This is a genomic window from Marinobacter sp. V032, from assembly GCF_052645435.1.
In genome coordinates this window covers 2120321-2142921 of the sequence record NZ_JBQXYE010000001.1, presented here as the reverse complement: position 1 = coordinate 2142921, position 22601 = coordinate 2120321, and the positions used below count along the sequence as shown (strand labels likewise).

Below are 22601 nucleotides of genomic sequence, written 5' to 3'. Positions count from 1 at the left end.
TAACACGCATAGGAGGCACGCCAGCCATGACGCGCACTACCAGCCCATCACCGATTTAACAAAGGGAATGGTGAGTTTGCGCTGCGCCTTGAGCGAGCTTTCATCAAGCCGGTCCAGAATATCGAGCAGATCCCCGGTATGGCGTGTGGCGCGGCGAAGTATAAAACGCCCCACTTCTTCGGGCAGATCCAGGCCCCGTGCTTCCGCCCGGCTTCCGAGGATCAGCAGGCGATCATCATCCCGCGGCAGTAACAGTTGAATCACGATGCCATGTTGCAAGCGCGATGCCAGATCACGGAGCCCCAGGCCCAGTGATGCGGGGGTCTGACTGGCTGTCACAATGAGTTGGTGACCGTTGTCCAGCATTCGATTGAACAAATGAAACAAGGCTTCTTCCCAGGGCGCATTGCCAATCACAGCCTCGATATCATCCAGGCACACGCGCGGATAGTCAGCCAGCCCCTGCAACACATTCGGTCCCAGTGGCAGAAGCTCCTCAAGGTTGAGGCAAAGCGACGACAACCCCAAGGCCTCGGTGTGATGGCAAACCGCCTGCAGCAAATGACTTTTGCCCGTGCCGCTATCACCACAAACGACAATCACGGGCAAAGTGCTGTCTTCTGATAACAAACGGAGTTTGTGAGCGGCATCGGCGTTACGCTCCCCCAGATAATTTCTGAAGGTTGCGTCATCGCGAATACGCACGCCCAGCGTGAGCTGATCGCCGCCTAGTGTGTCGCCAACCATGCGCGCCTTGCCCAGACAATAATGTAATGAAGCCCACTGACTACAGCCATCACCGCAACCAGCCAGACTCCCCAGGGTAATATCCAGGCTGGCATCGGCAGCGACGCCAGCAGGGTTACAATAGAGAGCACCACTGCAATCTGCACCAATGTGTTGAGCTTGCCGGCAATGCTGGGCTCCATATCAAAGCGTCCAATAAAGTGATGAAAAGCGAGTCCACCCAAAACTATCAACAGATCCCGCCCAAGGATCAGGGCGAACAGCCATACCGGCAGTACACCAGTGAGAGTCAGCATCAGATAGGCGGTAATCAGTAACGCCTTGTCTGCAAGAGGATCCGCGATGGCGCCCAAACGGGTGCGCCAATCGTAACGGCGCGCCAGAAAACCATCGACCCCGTCCGTCACAGCAGCGACAAAAAATACCAACAGTGCCGCCTGATAACGCTCATCGTATAGATAGAACGCAAAAGGCACGATCAGAACCAGCCGCAGAAACGTCAGTGCGTTCGGAATCCATATCCATCGGCTCACCGGAGTCACCTTTAGCAGCCCTGTCGCCGTTATTGAACGGTTGCCCCGCCCTTACCCTGCCAGCGATAACGCAATACCGGGTAAAGCGATTCAAAGGTTTCTTCACTATTGACCGATCCTGACGCTGCACCGTTAACTTCCAGCGGTTGGTACTGCAGTGTCGGAGCGGCTCCGCCCTCATCCACGGTGCTATCATTACGGTTAGAGTCAGTTCCCGCAGCGGCCTGCGAGCCTGCAGGTGGTGCACTCTCTGACGCTCGGCTATCGGAATTACGCTGATCGCCTCCGGACGACTGCCCCTCCTGGTCCGTTGGCATTGATGCGCTGGAGGACCGCGTCGGATTAGCCGGCGTCGCCTTGCTCTCAATGGATGTGAATCGAGTGTCCAGAGCGATGTATTCCTTCAGCACTGATAGCTCACCCGAGAAGGCAACGCGCCAGGTCGAGACCTTATCGCTGACACTGACCGGGCCGGCACTCACAACCGGCGTCATGGACTCCAGAGAGCGTTTCAGAGCACCGTAAGCCTCAACGCTGGCAACATTTTCAATGACCAGGTCAACGCGCTGGGCTTCGGAGATTTTGCCTGCATCAACCGAATAGCGTGCCGCCAACATATCGGCCCAGGCGCCGACAACGGCGTTGGCCAGAGCTTCAGGTGACGCAGCACCGGTCTCGGTGCCAGACTCTGTGAAAGCCGCGCCCTCAAGCTTCCAGGACGCTTCCCATCCGCCGCCCCGGCGCGTCACGTTCACAACTGTCATCAGGTTGTGCGGATAATCAGAGGAAGCCGATTTCAGGCTGTCCATAAAATTACCCCGGATTTCAGACAGCAGGGCCCGATCGTCACCTGAAGTTGAGGGCGGCAGACTCAGCGGCAGCCCTCGATCTGATGACGCAGCGGCAAAAGCTGCGGACCAGCGGGCACGTTCACTATCACCTGCGCCGGCATCCGGCGCTGTCAGAATATGCCGGTCTCTGCCGGAATCCACCGCAATCCATGCCAGCGTCAGTGGGCGGTTAGCTCCCCATACAGGCACTTGCATATTGGCAAGCGCCCGGTTGACACCAACAGAGCCGAAAGTCATCAACAGCTGATCGCTACCGCCGTCAACACGACGATACTGATAGGCCTGCAAAAGTGATTCAGCGTTAGCCAGCAGGCCGTCAATCTGGTCACTGTTCAGAACTTCCCGACTGCCCGAAACGCGCAGCAGAACCCGGCGCAGACCTTCTGCGTACGCAGCTTTCTGTTCACTGTCCGAGGAACCCCCGACAGCAACCTGGGTACGATAAAGACCGTCGACCGTCACGGCATGGGCCGCAAGCGGAATCAACATCAAAAAACCGAGAATCAGCTTTATGACCGGTATCGTTGGCACTGACTTCATGAATCACCCTGCAGTTCGCTGGAATGGCGCATAGGATACACCATGGTCCAGGCACTGAGTAGCAATCGCACGAATGCATTTGGACCACTCTGCCCCACCTGTTAAAATCGCCCATCTTTCATTTTCCATGGCAGCAAAAGACTCATGACCGACCAGAAAACCGGACTGACCTACCGCGATGCAGGCGTCGACATTGACGCAGGCAATGCACTTGTCGAGCGTATTAAAAAGACCGCCGCACGCACCAAGCGCCCGGAAGTACTGGGCGGACTGGGAGGCTTCGGCGCCATGGTCGCGCTGCCTTCGGGCTACAAAGAGCCCATTCTGGTGTCCGGCACAGACGGCGTAGGCACCAAGCTGCGCCTGGCCATGCAGCTGGAACAACATGACACGATTGGCATCGATCTGGTGGCCATGTGTGTCAACGACCTGATTGTGGGCGGTGCGGAACCGCTGATGTTTCTGGACTACTACGCCACCGGCAAGCTCAACGTTGACGTTGCTGCCGACGTGGTAGACGGCATCGGCAAGGGATGCGAACTCGCCGGCTGTTCGCTGGTGGGCGGCGAAACAGCTGAAATGCCCGGCATGTATGAAGGCGATGATTACGACCTCGCCGGTTTCTGTGTCGGCGTTGTTGAACGCAACGACATTATCGATGGCATGAGTGTCCGCTCCGGCGATGTACTGCTTGCGCTGGGTTCCTCCGGCCCGCACTCCAACGGCTACTCACTGATCCGCAAGATTCTGGAAGTCAGCGACGCCGATCTGGCAATGCCGGTAGGCGACACCACGCTGGCAAAAGCGCTGATGGAGCCCACCCGCATCTACGTCAAGAATCTGCTGAAGCTGATTAAAACCATCGACGTTCGCGCCATGGCACACATTACCGGTGGCGGACTGCCCGAGAACATTCCCCGCGTATTGCCCGATGGCGCGGCTGCGATTATTGATACTGAAAGCTGGACCCTGCCTCCCGTCTTCCAGTGGCTGCAACAGGCTGGCAATGTTGAGATCAAGGAAATGTACCGCACCTTTAACTGCGGTATAGGCATGGTTATCTGTGTTCCCGAAGACCAGGCCGAAGCCGCACTGGATACCCTGAAAGCTCTGGGAGAAACAGCCTGGCGCCTGGGCCACATCGAAACCAGTGCAGACGGCGACCGTGTACAGTACCGCCCGGGTGCAGCGAAGGTATGACCGAGCAGACCAGCCCGAGCTACCCGACCAATGCGGACACGATCATTCCGCGCATTGTTGTCCTGATCTCCGGATCAGGCACCAACTTGCAGGCTTTGATTGAGGCGGCGGCATCAACGGACTTTCCCGGCCGCATCGTTGCGGTCGGATCCAACCGTCCTGATGCCGGCGGCCTTGAACGCGCGCAACAGGCAGGTATCGAGACCTTTACACTGGATCACCGGGAGTTCTGTGATCGGGAGACGTTTGACGCCTCCCTGCTCCGCAAGATCGAAACCTATGAGCCGGATCTGGTTGTCCTGGCCGGCTTTATGCGAATTCTGACCGCGGATTTTGTGCGCCGCTATCAGGGACGGCTGCTCAACGTTCACCCTTCCCTGCTACCCAAATACCAGGGGCTCAACACTCACCAGAAAGCCATTGATGCCGGCGACAGTGTGCACGGCACCTCCATCCACTTCGTCACCGAAGAGTTGGACGGCGGACCGGTCATTGCGCAAGCTAAAGTGGAAGTACTGACCAACGATACGGCAGCGACGCTGAGCGCAAGGGTGCAGGCGAGGGAACACATTCTGTATCCGATCATTGTTCGCTGGTTCTGCGAAGGCCGGATCAACCTTGACGACAACGGCGTCCTTTTCGACGGAGCACCACTTCCCGCGGTGCTTGATCTTCCTGCAGACAGCTATCAGTGAGAATGCGCTGACATCCCGCCGGTTTGCCAATTAACCGGACGGGGTGCTGCAGCTAACGGGATTGTCACACGTCCACAGTTGCACGCGGGAGCACCTTGCTCTAGCGTTGTGATTACGATGGCTCAACCGGGCCACCTTCCCCTTAAATGCTTTTGGAGATGCGACCTCACCATGGCCAGTTTTAGCACTCCAGCGGGCCCGTTCAAATGCGCCGTCGCACTTGCTGCAGCGCTCCTGCTCTGCGGTAGCGCTGTAGCCAACGAGCAACCCGACGACCGCACCGAACCGGAATCACTCTACCCGATGACCGCCACCTACCGCGCTAGCCTGGATAAAGGCATACCGGTAAAAGGCTCGGCAACCCGCACGCTGGAAAGCAAAGGAAATGGCCAATGGCTGTATCGCTTTGACGTCGATTCTTTCATTGCCGATATTCGCGAAGCCACCTACTTCCGCTGGGAAGATGATCGCGTTGTTCCGAATATCTATCGCTACTCACTTGAAGGCATGATGATCCCCGACCGCCATCGGTCGATTGACTTTAACCATGCTGACAACAGGGTTAGTGGGGATTATGAGGGTGACGAAGTGAACTATACCGTGCCGGCAGATGCGCTGGACCCCATGGGGTACCAACTTCAATTGCGCCAGGATCTGAAGAACGGCCTCACTGAAATGGAATACGAAGTCGTCGACAAGAGGCACCTGGAGACATCCCGATTTGGTGTCGTCGGCGAAGATGTACTGGAAACCAAGCTGGGCAAGGTCAAGACGCTGAAAGTCGAAAAAATACGCGCACCAAAGAAAAAACGAACGACACTCATGTGGTTCGCGCCCGACTGGGACTACCTGCTCGTCAGGCTTGTGCAGGTCGAGACCGACGGCACGCGGTATGAAATCCACCTTGAAAGCGCAGAAATAAACGGCAAAAACGTCAGTGCTCAGACCAAATTCTGAGCACTTCATCCGCAATAATCGAAAGCCCGCACTCAACCTGATCGTCATCCTGGGAATAAGTCACCCGCAGGCATTCATGCCGATGCCGCCAGTCATCGCCCGGTAAACCGGGGAAGAAGTAATGCCCCGACACCACCAGCACACCCCTCGCCTTGAGTCGTTCGTATAGCTCAAGACTGGATACCGGAAGATCCGGAAACCATAACCAGAGAAACATCGCGCCTTCAGGCTTGTGAACAGACCAGGGGCAGCGTTCACCCAGCCGCTCGTGCAGCACGCCTACCGCTTTTTGCATTTTGCGCTGATAGAACGGACACACGACGTCACGACTGAGAGACAGAATTTCACCAGATCGCACCAGAGGCTCGGCCAGCATGGCGCCAAAACTGCCGGTTGCCAGATTCATGATCGCGTTGATTCCGGAAAGCGCCTTGATGACGGATTCGGCGGCGATCACGATACCTGTACGAGCGGCCGGCAACCCCAGTTTAGATAGGCTGAGACACAGCACAATCCGGTCGTTCCAGCGGGGCGTTGCGTCAACATACAGCAAGCTTGGGAAGGGTGTGCCGTAAGCGCCATCCACGATCAACGGAATATCATGCCGTTCGGCCAGCGCTTCGAGCCGTGCCATCTCGTCGTCGGTCACCACGTTACCGGTTGGGTTCGTCGGCCGGGAAACACAGATTGCACCGGTTTCGTCGCTTATTTCCAGCGCATCAAAATCGACCCGATACTTGAACTCGTGAGGCCCGGTTTCGGTGATTTCGGGCTTCACGGCGCGAAACAGATCATCGCTGAGGCCCGCATCGGCATAGCCGATATATTCCGGCGCCAGCGGTAACAGGATATGCCGTTTGGTGCCCTCGCCGTCATCCCCCGCGAACATATTGAACAGCATGAAAAACGCCGCCTGACTGCCATTGGTCAACGCGACATTGGCTTCCGTCAGATTCCAGTCGTACTCAGCATTCAGCAACTCCACCAGCGCCGAAATAAAACGCTTTTCCCCCTGAGGCGGATCATAAATACCCACCAGACGGCGAAAAGACGTCTCGTCCCCGGTGATATCAGAAAGGATGCCCCGCAAACGCTCCTGAATTTCCGGCACATGCCCGGGGTTACCGCCACCCATCATGATCATGTCATCCCCGGACGCCAGCGCGTTACCGAGATCATCCATCAATGACGTAATACCGGATTGAGCGGTAAATTTTCTTCCAAATGCTGAAAGCTTCATGACACGAAAAATCCTGCTGGAGTTATGGAGCCACTGATCAGGTTATTCCGGCTCTGCATCGTCAATCGCGATGCCAATATTGCTGACGCCGTCATTGGCGGCCATTTCACGAATCGTGGCGATAAACGATGCAACCGGCACGCGCTGGCGCTTCACTTCCAGCAGAACTTCACGCTGGAAGGCCTTGTCCAGTTTCATCAACTCATGACGATCCAGCAGACGCACCAGCTCGTCTTCGTCCAGCTCCTCACCTTCGGACATTTCGATAAACTGTGCCACGGTATCCGTCGCCCAGAGAGCTGCCTCCAAGGCGCGAGAGCGGGTATTGTTCAGCCGATTCAACAGGGCCTGCTCGAACAGCCGGCAAAAATCATGGGCGGGATAGACGCCATACATGTCATAGGCATCAGGATCCGGCGACAAACCCTCAAGGCGGGCAAGCATCTGCGTTACTTGCGCGTCACCGCTGTTTTCCTCAAGCATGGTCCAGGCCTGATCCAGCATCTGGCGAACCTTGGCCCCACCTTTCATGCCCACAGCATCCGCAAACAAGGCATAGTTGGGAAATGCCCGCTCGGCCAGCGCGAGAATAAACGTATACTCCCGCCAGCTTCGCAGTTGCTCCAGTGCTTTCAGAAACTGATTAGCATTCACTGCCTATCTCCCGAGATGTCCGCCGCCTGATGACACGCGCGCGAACAGTGAACAATCATGATGTGAGTCTAGCCACGAATCGTATTGAGCAACGCATTACACAGAGAATCTTGATCAGGCGCCTTTATACAACCAGAACCCAAACAGAAAAGCGCCTGAAAACAGACGCTTTTACGATCCAGGGTCGATTGCCCGATTCAGATAACGATCAGGTGCGAGGCAGAGTAACGCCGCGCTGCCCCTGATATTTACCGCCGCGATCCATATAACTGGTTTCGCAGACTTCATCTGACTCAAAGAACAGCATCTGCGCCACGCCTTCGTTTGCATAGATCTTGGCAGGCAGATTGGTCGTGTTTGAGAATTCCAGCGTCACCTGGCCTTCCCACTCTGGCTCAAGAGGTGTGACATTGACGATAATGCCGCAACGCGCGTAGGTGGATTTTCCGAGACAGATGGTCAACACCGTGCGGGGAATACGGAAATACTCAACCGTGCGAGCCAGCGCAAACGAGTTTGGCGGGATAATGCACACGTCGCTGGTGATATTCACAAAGCTCTGCTCATCAAAGTTCTTCGGATCCACAGTGGCTGAATGCACATTGGTGAAGATCTTGAATTCATTGCTGCAACGGACATCGTAGCCATAGCTGGAAGTGCCGTAGGAAATAACACGCCCTTTTGAAGACTCCCGGACCTGTCCGGCCTCAAATGGCTCAATCATGCCATGGTCCTGCGCCATCCGCCGGATCCACTTGTCTGCTTTAATCGTCATCGGTTCATTCTCGTAAAAACGTGAGAGGGCAGTGTTAAAACACACGCAAGCGCGCTGCATCAAGTGGGCCGTATGGTACCGTTTGCGACGGTTTAAAACAAAGGCAGCATGCCTGAAAAATGCACGCTTCCGCTGCCCCCTTCAGCCACATCCAGGCAGACCACTAATCGTCGCTGATTGAAATACTGGGAATAGGAGACGCCAGATTCCGTTCACGCTTCGAAAGGAGCGCGCCCAGCTTGCGCGCGATATCGCGGTACAGCCTTGCGATTTCAGAATCAGATTCGGCTACAACAGTGGGCGAACCACCATCTGTCTGCTCGCGAATGGTCATATGCAATGGCAGCTGACCAAGCACCTCTGTGTCGTACGCTTCAGCAACACGGTGCCCACCACCCTCGCCAAACAAGGCTTCGTGATGGCCGCAGTTGCTGCAGATGTGCACACTCATGTTCTCGACAATACCGAGAACCGGAATATCCACCTTCCGGAACATCTCGATTCCTTTTTTGCAATCAAGCAAGGCAATATCCTGTGGCGTGGTAACCACAACCGCGCCGGTCACCGGCACTTTTTGCGCGAGCGTGAGCTGAATATCGCCCGTGCCCGGCGGCATATCAACGATCAGATAGTCCAGATCGTTCCACAATGTCTGGGTCAACAACTGCTGCACTGCCCCGCTGACCATCGGCCCGCGCCATACCATGGGCGTTTTGTCGGTCACCAGAAACGCCATCGACATTGCCTGGATGCCATGGGCCTCGACCGGGATAAAGAATTTGTTGTCTTTGGTATCAGGGCGCTTCCCTTCAGGCACGCCCAGCATCATGCCAACACTGGGCCCGTAGATATCGGCATCCAGAATACCCACTCGGCAGCCTTCCTGACTCAACGCCAAGGCGAGATTGACCGCCGTGGTGGATTTGCCCACACCACCTTTGCCTGATGCCACAGCGATGATATTTTTCACACCGGCGATTGACTGCAGCTCCTTCTGAGCCTGGTAAGAGCGGATTTTCTGGTGGGTGTCCACGTTGACGGACTCCACTCCGTCAACATTCTCGATCGCATTGCCAACCAACTGCTTCAGCGCGCCGGCAATACCTTCGGACGGGTAATTGAGTTCCACGCTTACTTCAACCCTGCCTCCGTCAATTTCCAGAGACTTGACCGCATCCAGCTCGTACAGATCCGAGTTCAGATAGGGGTCCCGGTATTCTCTGATCGCATTCTCTACCGCTTCACGGGATATCTGGGTCATTGCGTTCTCCAAACGGAACAATACCTGACTAAATTACTGTGACTCTTCTGAATCGCCATTTAATCACAACGACCTCGAACACTGAACCGCAGCAGTGCTTTACCTCCCACGTTTTGATTCACAATCACCCCTAAAACGGGATGAAAAATAGCCGCAGGAAAGGTATTATTCGGAACCCGTTTTTCCGGCTTCATGGCGAGGTTTCACGGCGCCATCGGAACTCAATCCTTTTCGAACAACGTTTGGTACATCTCATGACGCAAGCGAACGCCCAGTCCCGGCGCGACATTCTGGTTACCAGCGCGCTGCCCTATGCCAATGGTCCTATCCATCTGGGGCATCTGCTGGAATACATTCAGACTGATATCTGGGTGCGTTATCAGAACATGCGAGGCCATAACTGTGTGTACGTCTGCGCTGACGATGCCCACGGCACCGCCATCATGCTGCGTGCCGAGCGCGAAGGCATCACCTCTGAAGCATTGATTGACCGCATCAATGCCGAGCATCGGGAAGATTTCGGTGGGTTCCTGATCCACTTTGACAATTACTACAGCACCCACTCGAGCGAAAACAGGGACTTCTCCAATCATATCTATGAACAGCTGAAGAAGAACGGCCACATCGCGACCCGTCAGATCACGCAGTCTTATGATCCCGAGAAAAAGATGTTCCTGGCAGACCGCTTCATCAAGGGCACCTGCCCCAAGTGCAAGTCGGAAGACCAGTACGGCGATAACTGCGAAGTCTGCGGTGCGACTTACACACCTGCCGAGTTGATTAATCCGCGTTCGGCCGTGTCAGGCGCAACACCGATCGAGAAAGAATCAGAGCACTATTTTTTCCGGTTGCCGGAGTTTGCCGATTTCCTGCAGAAGTGGACCCGCAGCGGCACTCTGCAGCCGCAAGTGGCCAACAAGCTCGCTGAGTGGCTGGATGCCGGCCTGCAGGAGTGGGACATCAGCCGCGACGCGCCCTATTTCGGCTTCGAGATTCCGGATGCGCCGGGCAAATATTTCTACGTGTGGCTCGACGCACCTATCGGCTATCTCGCCAGCTTCAAGAATCTTTGCGACCGTCGTGAAGATCTCGATTTCGATACTTTCTGGAAGCCGGATTCCCAGGCCGAGGTCTATCACTTCATCGGCAAGGACATCATAAACTTCCATGCGCTGTTCTGGCCGTCCATGCTGCACAGTGCAGGCTACCGCACCCCGTCTGCGGTCTACGCTCACGGGTTTATCACGGTTAACGGCAAGAAGATGTCCAAATCCCGCGGCACCTTTATCATGGCCCGCACCTACCTGGACCATCTGAATCCGGAATACCTGCGCTACTACTTCGCCACCAAGCTGACCAGCAACGTGGACGATATGGACCTGAACCTCGAAGATTTCGCCCAGCGCGTGAACTCGGATCTGGTCGGCAAGGTCGTCAACATCGCCAGCCGAACGGCCGGATTCATTACCAAGAAATTCGATGGGCAGCTGGGTCAGATTACTGAAACAGACAAACTGAACACGTTTGTCACCGCGGGCGAAGAAATTGCCGAGCATTATGAAAAGCGCGAGTTTGGCCGCGCCATGCGCCGCATCATGGAACTGGCAGACGTTGCCAACCAATATGTGAACGACATGGAACCCTGGGTGCTGATCAAGGACGAAAGCCGCGCCGCAGAAGTGCAAGCCATTTCGACCAATGCCATCAACATGTTCCGCCTGCTGATGACCTATCTGGCGCCGATTCTGCCTCAAACCGCCCAGGCGTCAGAGGCATTCCTCAATGCGCCGCTGAACTGGAACGAACGTGCCAACCTGCTTGAAGGCCACACGATCAACAAGTTCAAGCCGCTCATGAGCCGTGTTGAAATGAAACAGATTGACCAGATGCTCGAAGCATCAAAAGAAGAGATGCCAGCCGCAACAGGCCAGCCCGCGCCTTCAACGCAAGAAAAGGCCAGTGATCCGATTGCAGATGAAATCGAGTTCAATGACTTTGCTAAAGTGGATTTACGCGTGGTTGAAATCGTCAAGGCTGAGCACGTCGAGGGCGCTGATAAACTGCTGCGCCTGACCCTCAGCCTGGGTGATGGCGAACGTAATGTGTTTGCCGGCATCAAGTCAGCTTACGCACCGGAGGATCTGCAAGGCCGCCTGACGGTAATGGTCGCCAACCTCAAACCGCGCAAAATGAAGTTCGGCATGTCCGAAGGCATGGTGCTGGCGGCAGGCCCGGGTGGCAAGGATATTTTCATCCTGTCACCGGATACGGGCGCAAAACCTGGCCAACGGGTGATGTAAGCACAACTGCATCGGATCGTTTTCAGAAAAGCGTCGGAGAGAGTATCGCCATGTCAGAATATCTGCTGATTCTGGTCAGCACCATTCTGGTGAATAACTTTGTGCTGGTTCAGTTTCTTGGCCTTTGTCCTTTTATGGGCGTGTCCAACAAACTGGAAACCGCCATGGGCATGTCGCTGGCGACCACCTTTGTACTGACGCTGTCCTCAGTGTGCAGTTATCTGGTGTATACCTATCTGCTGGCGCCACTCAATCTGGACTTTCTGAAGACAATCACCTTCATCCTGGTGATTGCTGTTGTCGTCCAGTTCACCGAGATGGTCGTGCGCAAAACAAGCCCGGTACTCTATCGCGTGCTGGGTATCTTTCTGCCGTTAATTACAACCAACTGTGCGGTGCTTGGCGTCGCCCTGCTGAACCTTAATCGCAACAACAATTTCATCGAATCCGTGCTCTACGGGTTCGGTGCCGCCGTTGGTTTTTCTCTGGTGTTGGTTCTGTTCGCCGCCATGCGGGAGCGCATTGCGGTCGCCGACGTCCCGGTTGCGTTTCGGGGGGCCGCTATCGGCATGGTCACCGCCGGACTCATGTCGCTGGCATTCCTGGGCTTTACCGGCCTGGTCAGCGTGTGACGGAGATTACCTGATGTGGACCGGAATTCTGATCGCGGTTGGTGCACTTGTCGCACTATCATTGATATTCGGCGCTCTGCTCGGCTTTGCGGCCGAGCGCTTTCGGGTTGAGGGCAATCCGATTGTCGACCAGATCGACGCACTGCTGCCACAAACCCAGTGCGGCCAGTGCGGCTTCCCCGGTTGCCGCCCTTATGCAGAATCTATCGCCAATGGCGACGCAATCAACCGCTGTCCTCCGGGTGGTGAGACCACAATCCATGCCCTCGCAGATCTACTTGATGTTGAGCCCCAGCCGCTGGATGCCGAACACGGTGTGGACCAGGGTAAACGGGTCGCCATTATCCGGGAAGATGAGTGCATTGGCTGCACCAAGTGTATTCAGGCCTGTCCGGTAGACGCCATTTTAGGCGCCGCTAAACATATGCATACGGTGATCGAAAGCGAATGCACCGGCTGCGACCTCTGTGTCGAGCCCTGTCCTGTGGACTGCATTGACATGGTCTCAGTCGAAACCGATATCCGCCAGTGGCGTTGGGAACGGCCAGACACCCTGCCGAAAGATCAGATCATTGCGTCCGACCGACAACAGGTGGCCTCGTGATGCGCAAGCTTTGGGACTTCCCCGGTGGCATCCACCCCGAAGAGAACAAACACCAGTCAACCGGCAACGGTATACAGGTTCCACCACTGCCAGAGAAACTTTATGTGCCTCTCCAGCAACATATCGGTGCGGCGGCACAGGTCAATGTTGAGCCCGGAGACCGGGTACTGAAAGGCCAGCTTCTCGCTGCTCCCGAGGGACGCCTTAGCGTCGCCGTGCATGCCCCTACCTCCGGCACCATTGACGCGATCACCCCGCATGCCGTGCCTCATCCATCCGGGATGACGGACTGGTGCGTGGTGATTCGGCCGGACGGAACCGATAGCTGGGCAGAGCGCCAACCGGTTGACGATTACCATGAACTCGATGCGCCAGCGCTGCTCAGATTGATCCGCAATGCCGGCATTGCAGGTATGGGAGGTGCCGGCTTCCCGACGGAAATCAAACTGCACCCGCCAGTCGATGACAAGGTGCGAACGCTGATCCTCAACGGCGCCGAATGCGAGCCCTACATCACCGCTGACGATATGCTGATGCGGACCCGGGCCCGGGAAGTGGTCGGCGGCCTCGAGATCATGGCGTACATCCTGGAGCCGGAAGAGTGCATCATCGGCATCGAGGACAACAAGCCCGAGGCGATTGCCGCCTTGCGAGCCGCCGTTGAAGGCACTCGAATTGAAGTGGTCGTCATTCCCACCAAATATCCTTCGGGCGGTGAAAAACAGCTGATCCAGATTCTCACCGGGCTGGAAGTACCCTATCAGGGTATTCCGGCAGATATCGGCGTCATGTGCCAGAACGTCGGCACGGCGGCCGCTGTCTACCGGGCGATCAGACATGGCGAGCCGCTGATTTCCAGAATCACCACCTTGACCGGCGAGGGCCTCGAGCAACAAACCAACATCGAGAGTCTTATCGGCACCCCGATCGGGTTCCTGCTCGACCAGTACGGCTTTGATCCGGCGCGCACCGAGCGCCTTATCCTTGGCGGGCCGATGATGGGCTTTACTCTGGACAACCCGGACGTGCCGGTCATCAAGACCACCAACTGCGTGATCGCGGGTTCTCCCCGGGAGTTCCCGGCGCCACCTCCGGCCCAGCCCTGTATCCGTTGCAGCATGTGCGCGGACAGTTGTCCGATGGAATTGCTGCCACAGCAGTTGTTCTGGTTCTCTCAATCACAGGAATTCGGCAAAGCCGAGCAGCACAATCTTTTTGATTGTATCGAGTGCGGCGCATGCTCCTACGTGTGCCCAAGCTCAATTCCTCTGGTGCAGTACTACCGCTACTCCAAGGGCGAGATTCGCAAGCAGCGGGAGGAACAAGCCAAATCCGATCGAGCCAGAGAACGATTTGAAGCGCGTCAGGCCAGGCTGGAACGCGATCAGGCCGAGAAAGAAGCCAAGCGTAAAGCAAGAGCCGAGGCAGCCGCGCAAGCCCAGGCGGAAAAACGGGCGCAGGCTGCCGACACGCCGAATACAGGCCGGCAGTCTGCCAGCGCGGCAGTGCAGGCCGCGCTGGCGCGAAAAAATGCCAGTGCAACGGAAAGCAAGCCCGAAACAGCTGTCAGCCATGCACCAACTGCGCCTTCATTGGACGAGCTGGAAACCAATCTCACGAAAGCGAAAGCCAAGCTCAACACCATGCAAGGCCTGCTGAAAGATGCCGAAGCGCAAGGTGCTGATACAGAAAAGCTGGCCCGCGCTGTGGCCAAGAACCAGCAACGCGTCGATGCAGCCCAACAGGCGCTGGACGATGCCAGCAAGGCGAATCCGACAGCCAAAACTGTAGCGGAATCGCCAATCGATACCGCTGATGAAGTGCCCCTGGAGACATTGCAGACCAACCTCGAAAAAGCGCGCAATAAACTCGATACCATGCAATCGATGCTCGACGAAGCCCGTCAGCAGGGTGCTGACAATATCGAGAAACTGGAGCGGGCGGTTAGCAAAAACAAGCAACGGGTTGCAGTCGCCGAAGCGGCCCTCTCAGAGAGGGAACTCAACAACGCCTCAGCGCCCGAAGCAAATTCGAAGCAGGAAAGCGTGCCTGCGGTTGAGATGGCCGAACTCGAAGACGCCCTGACGAAAGCTCAGGCGAAACTGGACAATATGCAAGCCATGCTCGACGAAGCAACTGCCAACGGAAACGACAACGTCGACAAGCTGACCCGTGCCGTGGCCAAGAATCATGACCGCGTCGCCCGCGCCCAGGCAGCACTGGATGATGCCCGCAACCCATCATCAACATCAGCCTGACGTGGCTTAAACGAGATATTTTCATGGCTTTTCTCAGACTGTCATCCCCCCACACCCGAGGGCCCAATAAAACATCGCGGGTCATGCTGTGGGTTATCCTGTGCACGCTGCCAGGCCTGCTGATGCAAACCGTTTTCTTCGGCTGGGGGAACCTGATCAACACGGTGTTGTGTGTCGCTATCGCCATTGCCACCGAGGCCGCGATATTAAAGCTGCGGCAGCGGCCGGTCGCCTTCTTCATCAAAGACAACACCGCGGCGGTAACAGGTTTATTATTGGGCCTCGCGCTGCCGCCGCTCGCCCCCTGGTGGGTCTGTGCAGTGGCCGTGGTTGTTGCGATCATTCTCGCCAAACAACTTTATGGCGGGCTCGGGTCTAATCCGTTCAATCCCGCTATGGTGGGCTATGCCCTGGTTTTGATCTCATTCCCGGTCGCCATGACCACCACCTGGTCGAGTCCGACCGGATACGGCAGCGCGACTCCGGGATTCATCGAGACACTGCAGATTATTTTTGGCAATGGTCCGGTGATTGATGGCTACACCATGGCAACCCCGCTTGATGTGTACAAACACGATATCGGCGCTGCATTGTCTAGCGAAGTGTTGCAACACCCGGCATTCGGCGACTTTGTTGCCCGGGGCTGGGAATGGGTCAACCTGGCCTTTCTCGCCGGCGGCATTGTGCTTGTTGTTCGCCGGATTATCAGTTGGCATATCCCGGTCAGTATGCTCGCAGCGCTGAGCGTGATGAGCCTGGCGTTCGGTTGGGACCCGGACCGGTACACGCCCCTATCCGTTCACCTGCTTTCTGGCGCAACAATGCTGGGCGCGTTTTTTATCGCGACGGACCCCGTATCAGCAGCAACCAGCCACAAGGGCAAGCTGGTCTACGGCGCCGGAATTGGTGTGCTGCTGTATATCATTCGAGCATGGGGTAACTACCCTGATGCGGTCGCTTTTGCCGTGCTGTTGATGAACTTTGCCGTTCCATTCATCGACTACTACACACAGCCCCGTACTTACGGACACAAACGTTCGCGACGCATTAAAACCAGCGATTCCTGAAAGGCGTGACTATGGCCCTCATTACGGCTCCCATTGGACAATCCATTGCCCGCAACGCTATCGGGCTGGCACTGTTTGCCGTCATTACGGCCGGCACAATTGCCCTCACCCATGCGATCACCAAAAACCGCATTGCAGACCAGGTCCGTAAAGCCGAAGCCAGTGCCTTACTCGAAATCATCCCAGCCGATCTGCACGACAATGACCTGCTGTCCGATACGGTGGACGTGGGACCGGCGGAAGACCTGGGCCTCAAGTCTGCAGCGGTCGCGCACCTCGCACGGGAAGATGGCGACATTACCGGCATTATCCTTCCAGCAGTCGCGCCAAATGGATACTCCGGCCCCATCCGTTTACTGGTAGGCATCAATAGCCGGGGCGAGGTGCTCGGCGTGCGCGTCACCCAACACAAGGAAACACCAGGCCTTGGCGACAAGGTAGAACTCAAGAAGTCGAATTGGGTTTACAGTTTCGACGGAAAATCACTCAAGAATGTGCAAGACGGACAGTGGGCAGTAGCCAAGGATGGCGGTGAGTTCGACCAGTTTACCGGTGCTACCATCACGCCCAGAGCCGTTGTAAGAGCCGTTCACGGCGCTCTTGTCTACTTCGACGAGCATCGGCGCAAGCTACTCGACACCCCGGCCTCCACACAGCCGGTTGAGGATCACTGATTATGGCCACCAAGACTTCATTGGAAATCATCAAGGACGGGCTTTGGGTCAACAACCCGGCGCTGGTTCAGGTGCTCGGTCTTTGCCCCCTGCTTGCTGTCACCGGCACGGTGGTCAATGCGATCGGTCTGGGTGTGGCAACCTTGCTGGTGCTGGTTGGCTCCAATCTGTCGGTATCACTGATTCGCAATTTCGTGCCCGATTCTGTCCGCTTGCCGGCGTTTGTGATGATTATTGCGTCCTTCGTCACCTGCGCAGAATTACTGATGCAGGCGTTTACTTACGAGCTTTACGAAATCCTTGGCATTTTTATTCCGCTGATCGTCACCAACTGTGCAATTCTCGGGCGTGCTGACGCATTCGCTGCCCGAAACAGCGTACTGCCCTCAGTGCTTGATGGGCTAATGATGGGAATCGGCTTTTTGCTGGTACTGATCGTTCTGGGCGGGATGCGGGAAGTGATCGGTCAAGGCACCCTGTTCACCAATATGAATCTGATCTTCGGTCCGGCGGCGGCTGATTGGACCCTGCATGTGTTCGATAACTACGCAAACGTGCTGTTTATGGTTTTACCACCCGGTGCGTTCGTCGGGCTTGGCTTTATCATCGCACTTAAAAACGCTATTGATGGTCAGATCAAAAAACGCCGTGACGCGCGGATTGTCGAGCCCACGATCGCTGGCAGCAAGCGCGTGCGTGTCACCGGTTCCGTTTCCTGATCACGAATCCCTGACCGTCAGAGAATATTATGAACAAACAAAAACGAACGGCCATCTTTGAACGCCTCAGGGCTGCCAACCCCAACCCCACCACCGAGCTGGTATACAGTTCGCCGTTCGAACTGCTGATCGCCGTTATCCTCTCGGCACAGGCCACTGATGTCGGCGTCAACAAGGCAACCGCCCGGCTTTACCCGGTCGCCAATACGCCAGCTGCGATTCTGGCGCTGGGCGTGGACGGGCTGAAGGAATACATCAAGACCATCGGCCTGTTCAACAGCAAGGCCGAGAACGTGATAAAGACCTGCCGAATACTGGTCGAAGAGCACGACAGTATTGTGCCGGACACGCGGGAAGCACTCGAAGCCCTCCCTGGCGTGGGCCGGAAAACCGCCAATGTGGTCCTGAACACTGCGTTTGGCCAACCCACCATGGCGGTGGATACTCATATCTTTCGCGTATCCAACCGCACAGGTATCGCGCCGGGCAAGAATGTTGTCGAGGTAGAGCAACGACTGGTGCGGCTGGTGCCCAAAGACTACCTGCAGGATGCCCATCATTGGCTGATTCTGCATGGGCGCTATGTCTGCGTGGCGAGAAAGCCAAAGTGCGGCATCTGCCCGATCGAAGATCTGTGCGAATTCAAACAGAAACGAGACTACCTGGAGTAAACCCAGGAACAGGACTGGTCTGAGGACCAATGGGGCCGGATCCCAGACACGAAAAAGGGAGGCGATATTGCCTCCCTTTTTTCGACTTGCCCCCAATAGAGGCAGACGCTTAATCCTTACCGAGCATGGCGGCTTTCAGATCTTCCTGAGCCGGCTCGTCAGACAGCCAGATGCCGAACAGCGCCTTTTTGAATTCGATACCAGAAATCGTATCCCGGGCGTTACCATTCTTGGACACCTTCACACCTTCACCCGGCAGGTAGACCAGATCAAAAACGTCACCTTCCTTGATTTCGTCTTTGAATACGCCCATAAACTCGTCGATCTCGGCCTGAATCGGTGCAGTGTTGCCGTCCGTTGACGCATCAAAGCCCTCCAGTGTGGCGGAGGTCATCTTATCGCTGGTGATCATGCCAGAGATGATATGCAGGCGAATGGCCTGGGGCTCATCAGCAGCAACAATCGCCTTTGGATCAGAGCCCACGTGTGACACGTAGAGGCCGCCAACGTAGAGATCAATAAACCACTTGGAGCGCACACCTGCGCCATTCAGCACCAGTTCAGAGCCGTCTGCCTTCATCTGGTCAGGCATATCCACACCTTCGATGGTTACGGCAGAAACCGGTGCGGCGAGTGTCATTGAAAGCAAAAATGCAGAGGTTAGTTTTTTCATCGTGTCATCGTCCCTAAAGTATTGTTTCTTATTTATTTTATAAAGCGCCATTCGTCAAAACCAGTTGCATTTTAGCAATGTGCCGGGCCGCGCTCTGATGTGTGGTTCTCATTTGCTGGAACAGGCGTCAACGGCGGGGTCACGAGCAATCGCAGCTGCCCCGAACAACAATAAACCACCTCACCGTCACTCCGGACACAAAAAAGGGGCGCCCTAAGCGCCCCTTTTTTTGCCAGACCTGCAATGTTCTGGCCTATGGTTTTGCCTGAAGTTCTCGCTTCAGACCTCTTCGATCCCCAACGACAACAGCGAAGCATTTCCCCCAACAGCTGTGGTGTTGATCGTCCGGGTTCTTTCTGTCGCAAACCGCAGCAGATAGTGCGGGCCACCAGCCTTGGGACCAGTTCCGGACAGCCCACGTCCGCCGAAGGGTTGAACACCCACTACTGCACCAATCTGATTGCGGTTGATGTAGGCGTTGCCCACCTTGACGTTTTTCTCAATATAGGCAGCGGTGGTCTCACTTCGACTGTGGATACCCAACGTGAGGCCGTACCCCGCATCGTTAATCTCGGCTATTACGTCGTCGAGCTTTTCTGCTTCATAGCGCACCACGTGAAGAATGGGGCCAAAGTGCTCTTTCTTGAGTTGTGCGATGCTATCAATGCCGTAGGCAGAAGGTGCTATAAAGAAGCCCCTCTGGCATTCGGCCGGCAGTGGCGCTCGGGCAATGAAACGCGCTGATTTCTCCATCTCATCCACATGCTCCTGCAAGCCTGACTGGGCGCCGGCATCAATGACCGGGCCGACATCCGTACTGTGAAGACGCGGATCGCCAACCACCAGTTCTTCCATAGCGCCCGCCAGCAGCGTTTCCATCCGCTCTGCCACATCACGCTGAACGTAGAGCACACGCAAGGCTGAACACCGTTGCCCGGCGCTGGCAAATGCCGACTGGACAACGTCGCGCACGACCTGCTCTGGCAAAGCGCTGCTGTCGACAATCATGGCGTTCTGGCCACCGGTTTCCGCAATCATCGGCACAATTGAGCCTTCGCGATCGGCTAGCGTGCGATTAATCACATGGGCTGTCTGGGTCGAGCCGGTAAAGGCTACACCGGCAACCCGGTTATCCGGCATCAACGCACCACCAATAGTGGCGCCATCGCCCGGCAACAGTTGCACTGCGCTGCCCGGGAAGCCGGCTTCAAGCATCAGCTCGAAGGCCCGATGAGCCAACAGACTGGTCTGCTCCGCAGGCTTGGCGATCACCGTATTGCCGGCGACCAGCGCCGCCATCATCTGACCGGTGTAGATGGCGAGCGGGAAGTTCCAGGGGCTGATACAGACAAAAACACCACGGCCTTCCAGGTAGAGTTCATTACTTTCACCGGTAGGACCTGGCAGCGTAATGGATTCGGCGAAGCGCAGGCGCCCCTGATTGGCATAGTAACGACAGAAGTCCACCGCTTCCCTGACCTCGTCGATGCCGTCCTGAAGCGACTTGCCTGCTTCACGGGAACAGATCGCCATCAGCTCCTCAAGGTGTTTCTCCATCAGGTCTGCATAGCGTTCGAGGCAACGGGCCCGATCTTCAACCGGTGTTTCATTCCAGCTCTTGAATGCGCCTGACGCAACGTCCAGCGCTTCCCTGGCGTGGGCCTCGGTCGCCCAACAAACACTGCCGACTTTCTGGGACTGATCAAAGGGCGCATGCACTGTTTTGCTCTCGCCATCAGTGCGCTTCTGTCCGTTGATGACCGGGCCCGCCGTCCACTGATGACTGTCCCAGGTTTTTAATGCACGCATGAGCGGGTCCAGATGGGATTCGACGTGTAAGTTGACCCCTTTGGAATTGCGACGATCAGCACCGTATATCTGGGATGGCAGCGGAATACGGTTGTTGGCCAATGTCTTGTGCTTCTGCAGATCCTGAACCGGGTTCTGTACCAGATCCTCTATTGGCGTTCGCGCATCAACCAGACGATGGACGAACGAGGAGTTCGCGCCATTCTCAAGAAGACGCCTTACCAGATAGGGCAGTAGATCTTTGTGTGCGCCGACCGGCGCGTAAATACGCACCGGAATATCATGCTGGTTGAGCACCGTGTTATAGAGCGCATCCCCCATGCCGTGCAGCCGCTGGAATTCAATCTTGCGTCCCTTGTTGCGTGCCATGGCCAGTACCGACGCAACCGTGTGGGCGTTATGGCTCGCCAATTGCGGATAGATCGCGCCCTTGGTGAAATCACTTAACAGGAAGCGCAGGCAGGCCAGGTAGGACGTATCCGTCGCCTCTTTGCGGGTGAACACCGGGTAACTCTCAAGCCCCAGTTGCTGGCAGATTTTGATCTCTGTGTCCCAGTAAGCGCCTTTGACCAAACGGATAGGAATTTCTCTGCCCTGCTCCTTACCCAGCTTCGCTAGCCAGCAAAGAACCGGCAACGCGCGCTTGGAGTATGCCTGGATAACCAAGCCGAAACCGTCCCAGCCTTCGACAACAGAATGTTTGAATACTTTCTCGAACAACAGAAGCGAGAGCTCCAGTCGATCCATCTCTTCGGCATCGATGGTAATCGAGACATTCTTTTCCCGGGCGAAGCGCAGCAACTCAACGACGGTGTCATGAAGCTCGGTAAGCACGCGCTTTTCCTGAGCGACTTCATAGCGTGGGTGTAACGCGGACAGTTTGATCGAGATAGACGGTCTCGGCGCCTTGCTCTCGGGATAGGGATCGTTGCCAACGGCTTCAATCGCATTGCGGTAATCGGCCAGATAGCGGCCTGCATCTTCTGTGGTCAGCGCCGCTTCACCCAGCATATCGAACGAGTAGGTGTAGCCCTGGTCCCGATAACTACGGGCGTTCGACAGCGCTTCATTGATATCACGACCAAGCACAAACTGCTTACCCATGATGGCCATGGCCTGATACATCGCGCTGCGGATAACCGGTTCACCGGAACGCTTGACCAGACGCTTCCAGATATTGGAAGGCGAGCCATCAAGCCGCTTGTCCATCTTCACAACACGCCCGGTCAGCATCAGCCCCCATGTGGAGGCATTGACCAGCGTTGATTCACTCCGGCCAACATGCTTCTTCCAGTCTGCATCGGACATCTTGTCGTGAATCAGTGCGTCAGCCGTGTACTTGTCGGGGATCCGCATCAGCGCTTCAGCGAGGCACATCAGCAAAATACCTTCCTGGGTATCGAGGCTGTACTCCTGCAACAGGGCATCAATCATATGGATGGAGTCATCCTGAGCCCGCACCTTTTTGATCAGATCTGTCGCAGTCTCGGTGACGTCACGATATTCCTCGGCATCACTCTGTGCCAGCGGAATCAGTTCCTGCAGGTATTCCGCCTCATCAACAGCGTAGTTCTCGGTGATACCCTTCCAAAAATATTCCCTGGGGTTCTTCTGAAAATCAGCATCCAGAATTTTGCTCGCGCTGAACATTACCGAACTCTCCAATGCAGAAAATGGTTCACCCAGTATGGTTCACATGAGCCGTACCGTATGACCAATTGTGAAATTTCAACCGTCATGC

The 22601-nt window shown here is 56.1% G+C and carries 20 protein-coding genes; 11 read left to right on the top strand and 9 right to left on the bottom strand.

What is annotated here, in order from left to right:
- Positions 1-36: 36 nt before the first annotated feature.
- Genes hda through ACUN9X_RS09795 form a run of 3 tightly spaced genes read right to left on the bottom strand, consistent with a single transcriptional unit; the run spans position 37 to position 2671 of the window.
- On the bottom strand, positions 37-747 hold the full coding sequence (hda, locus tag ACUN9X_RS09805; RefSeq protein ID WP_445472936.1) for a DnaA regulatory inactivator Hda: 711 nt from the start codon (positions 745-747) through the stop codon (positions 37-39).
- Positions 729-1280 carry a CDP-alcohol phosphatidyltransferase family protein gene (locus ACUN9X_RS09800; protein WP_260035188.1) on the bottom strand — a complete coding sequence of 184 codons (552 nt, stop codon included), beginning with the start codon at positions 1278-1280 and terminating at the stop codon, positions 729-731. Before ACUN9X_RS09800 ends, hda begins: the two co-directional genes overlap by 19 nt.
- Before the next feature lie 29 nt (positions 1281-1309).
- The gene (locus ACUN9X_RS09795) at positions 1310-2671 is read right to left on the bottom strand and encodes a DUF2066 domain-containing protein (protein WP_260035187.1); all 1362 of its coding nucleotides are present in this window, start codon (positions 2669-2671) and stop codon (positions 1310-1312) included.
- 144 nt (positions 2672-2815) lie between these two features.
- Between ACUN9X_RS09795 and purM the strand changes: the two genes are divergently transcribed.
- The 3 genes from purM (at position 2816) to ACUN9X_RS09780 (ending at position 5523) form a co-directional block, all read left to right on the top strand.
- Positions 2816-3871, top strand: coding sequence for a phosphoribosylformylglycinamidine cyclo-ligase (gene purM / locus ACUN9X_RS09790; protein WP_260035186.1), 1056 nt, complete (start codon positions 2816-2818; stop codon positions 3869-3871).
- On the top strand, positions 3868-4566 hold the full coding sequence (gene purN / locus ACUN9X_RS09785; RefSeq protein ID WP_445472935.1) for a phosphoribosylglycinamide formyltransferase: 699 nt from the start codon (positions 3868-3870) through the stop codon (positions 4564-4566). Before purM ends, purN begins: the two co-directional genes overlap by 4 nt.
- A gap of 171 nt (positions 4567-4737) precedes the next feature.
- Positions 4738-5523 carry a DUF3108 domain-containing protein gene (locus ACUN9X_RS09780; protein WP_260035183.1) on the top strand — a complete coding sequence of 262 codons (786 nt, stop codon included), beginning with the start codon at positions 4738-4740 and terminating at the stop codon, positions 5521-5523.
- On the opposite strand, the gene ACUN9X_RS09775 is transcribed toward ACUN9X_RS09780, so the two are convergent.
- The 4 genes from ACUN9X_RS09775 to apbC all read right to left on the bottom strand — a co-directional run bounded on the left by ACUN9X_RS09775 (position 5501) and on the right by apbC (position 9453).
- Positions 5501-6763, bottom strand: a complete 1263-nt coding sequence (locus tag ACUN9X_RS09775) for a valine--pyruvate transaminase (protein ID WP_260035182.1) — start codon at positions 6761-6763, stop codon at positions 5501-5503. The two genes, ACUN9X_RS09780 and ACUN9X_RS09775, sit on opposite strands and share 23 nt — an antisense overlap.
- A 42-nt stretch (positions 6764-6805) precedes the next feature.
- Positions 6806-7417, bottom strand: a complete 612-nt coding sequence (locus tag ACUN9X_RS09770; protein WP_260035181.1) for a YjaG family protein — start codon at positions 7415-7417, stop codon at positions 6806-6808.
- A gap of 208 nt (positions 7418-7625) precedes the next feature.
- On the bottom strand, positions 7626-8192 hold the full coding sequence (gene dcd, locus ACUN9X_RS09765) for a dCTP deaminase (RefSeq protein ID WP_260035179.1): 567 nt from the start codon (positions 8190-8192) through the stop codon (positions 7626-7628).
- Positions 8193-8355: 163 nt separating this feature from the next.
- The gene (gene apbC, locus ACUN9X_RS09760; protein WP_445472934.1) at positions 8356-9453 is read right to left on the bottom strand and encodes an iron-sulfur cluster carrier protein ApbC; all 1098 of its coding nucleotides are present in this window, start codon (positions 9451-9453) and stop codon (positions 8356-8358) included.
- Between the two features lie 254 nt (positions 9454-9707).
- On the opposite strand from apbC, the gene metG reads away from it, so the two are divergent.
- From metG to nth, 8 genes are read left to right on the top strand one after another with little or no spacing between them, the layout of a single operon-like run.
- Positions 9708-11753, top strand: a complete 2046-nt coding sequence (metG, locus tag ACUN9X_RS09755) for a methionine--tRNA ligase (protein WP_445472933.1) — start codon at positions 9708-9710, stop codon at positions 11751-11753.
- A 50-nt stretch (positions 11754-11803) separates the two neighbouring features.
- A complete protein-coding gene (gene rsxA / locus ACUN9X_RS09750; protein ID WP_260035176.1) occupies positions 11804-12385 on the top strand; it encodes an electron transport complex subunit RsxA in 582 nt (193 codons plus the stop codon).
- Between the two features lie 13 nt (positions 12386-12398).
- The gene (rsxB, locus tag ACUN9X_RS09745; RefSeq protein ID WP_260035175.1) at positions 12399-12989 is read left to right on the top strand and encodes an electron transport complex subunit RsxB; all 591 of its coding nucleotides are present in this window, start codon (positions 12399-12401) and stop codon (positions 12987-12989) included.
- Positions 12989-15247, top strand: a complete 2259-nt coding sequence (gene rsxC / locus ACUN9X_RS09740) for an electron transport complex subunit RsxC (protein ID WP_445472932.1) — start codon at positions 12989-12991, stop codon at positions 15245-15247. Before rsxB ends, rsxC begins: the two co-directional genes overlap by 1 nt.
- A gap of 23 nt (positions 15248-15270) precedes the next feature.
- The gene (gene rsxD / locus ACUN9X_RS09735; RefSeq protein WP_445472931.1) at positions 15271-16314 is read left to right on the top strand and encodes an electron transport complex subunit RsxD; all 1044 of its coding nucleotides are present in this window, start codon (positions 15271-15273) and stop codon (positions 16312-16314) included.
- A gap of 11 nt (positions 16315-16325) precedes the next feature.
- Positions 16326-16988 (top strand): electron transport complex subunit RsxG, encoded by a 663-nt coding sequence (rsxG, locus tag ACUN9X_RS09730; protein WP_445472930.1) that lies wholly within the window; start codon positions 16326-16328, stop codon positions 16986-16988.
- 2 nt (positions 16989-16990) lie between these two features.
- On the top strand, positions 16991-17707 hold the full coding sequence (locus tag ACUN9X_RS09725) for an electron transport complex subunit E (RefSeq protein WP_445472929.1): 717 nt from the start codon (positions 16991-16993) through the stop codon (positions 17705-17707).
- Between the two features lie 29 nt (positions 17708-17736).
- Positions 17737-18378 carry an endonuclease III gene (gene nth / locus ACUN9X_RS09720; protein WP_445472928.1) on the top strand — a complete coding sequence of 214 codons (642 nt, stop codon included), beginning with the start codon at positions 17737-17739 and terminating at the stop codon, positions 18376-18378.
- Positions 18379-18487: 109 nt separating this feature from the next.
- Here the strand turns inward: nth and ACUN9X_RS09715 are convergent, their stop codons facing one another.
- Complete coding sequence (locus ACUN9X_RS09715; RefSeq protein WP_445472927.1) at positions 18488-19051, bottom strand: chalcone isomerase family protein; 564 nt, start codon at positions 19049-19051, stop codon at positions 18488-18490.
- 279 nt (positions 19052-19330) lie between these two features.
- Positions 19331-22510 carry a bifunctional proline dehydrogenase/L-glutamate gamma-semialdehyde dehydrogenase PutA gene (putA, locus tag ACUN9X_RS09710; RefSeq protein ID WP_445472926.1) on the bottom strand — a complete coding sequence of 1060 codons (3180 nt, stop codon included), beginning with the start codon at positions 22508-22510 and terminating at the stop codon, positions 19331-19333.
- Positions 22511-22601 lie beyond the last annotated feature (91 nt).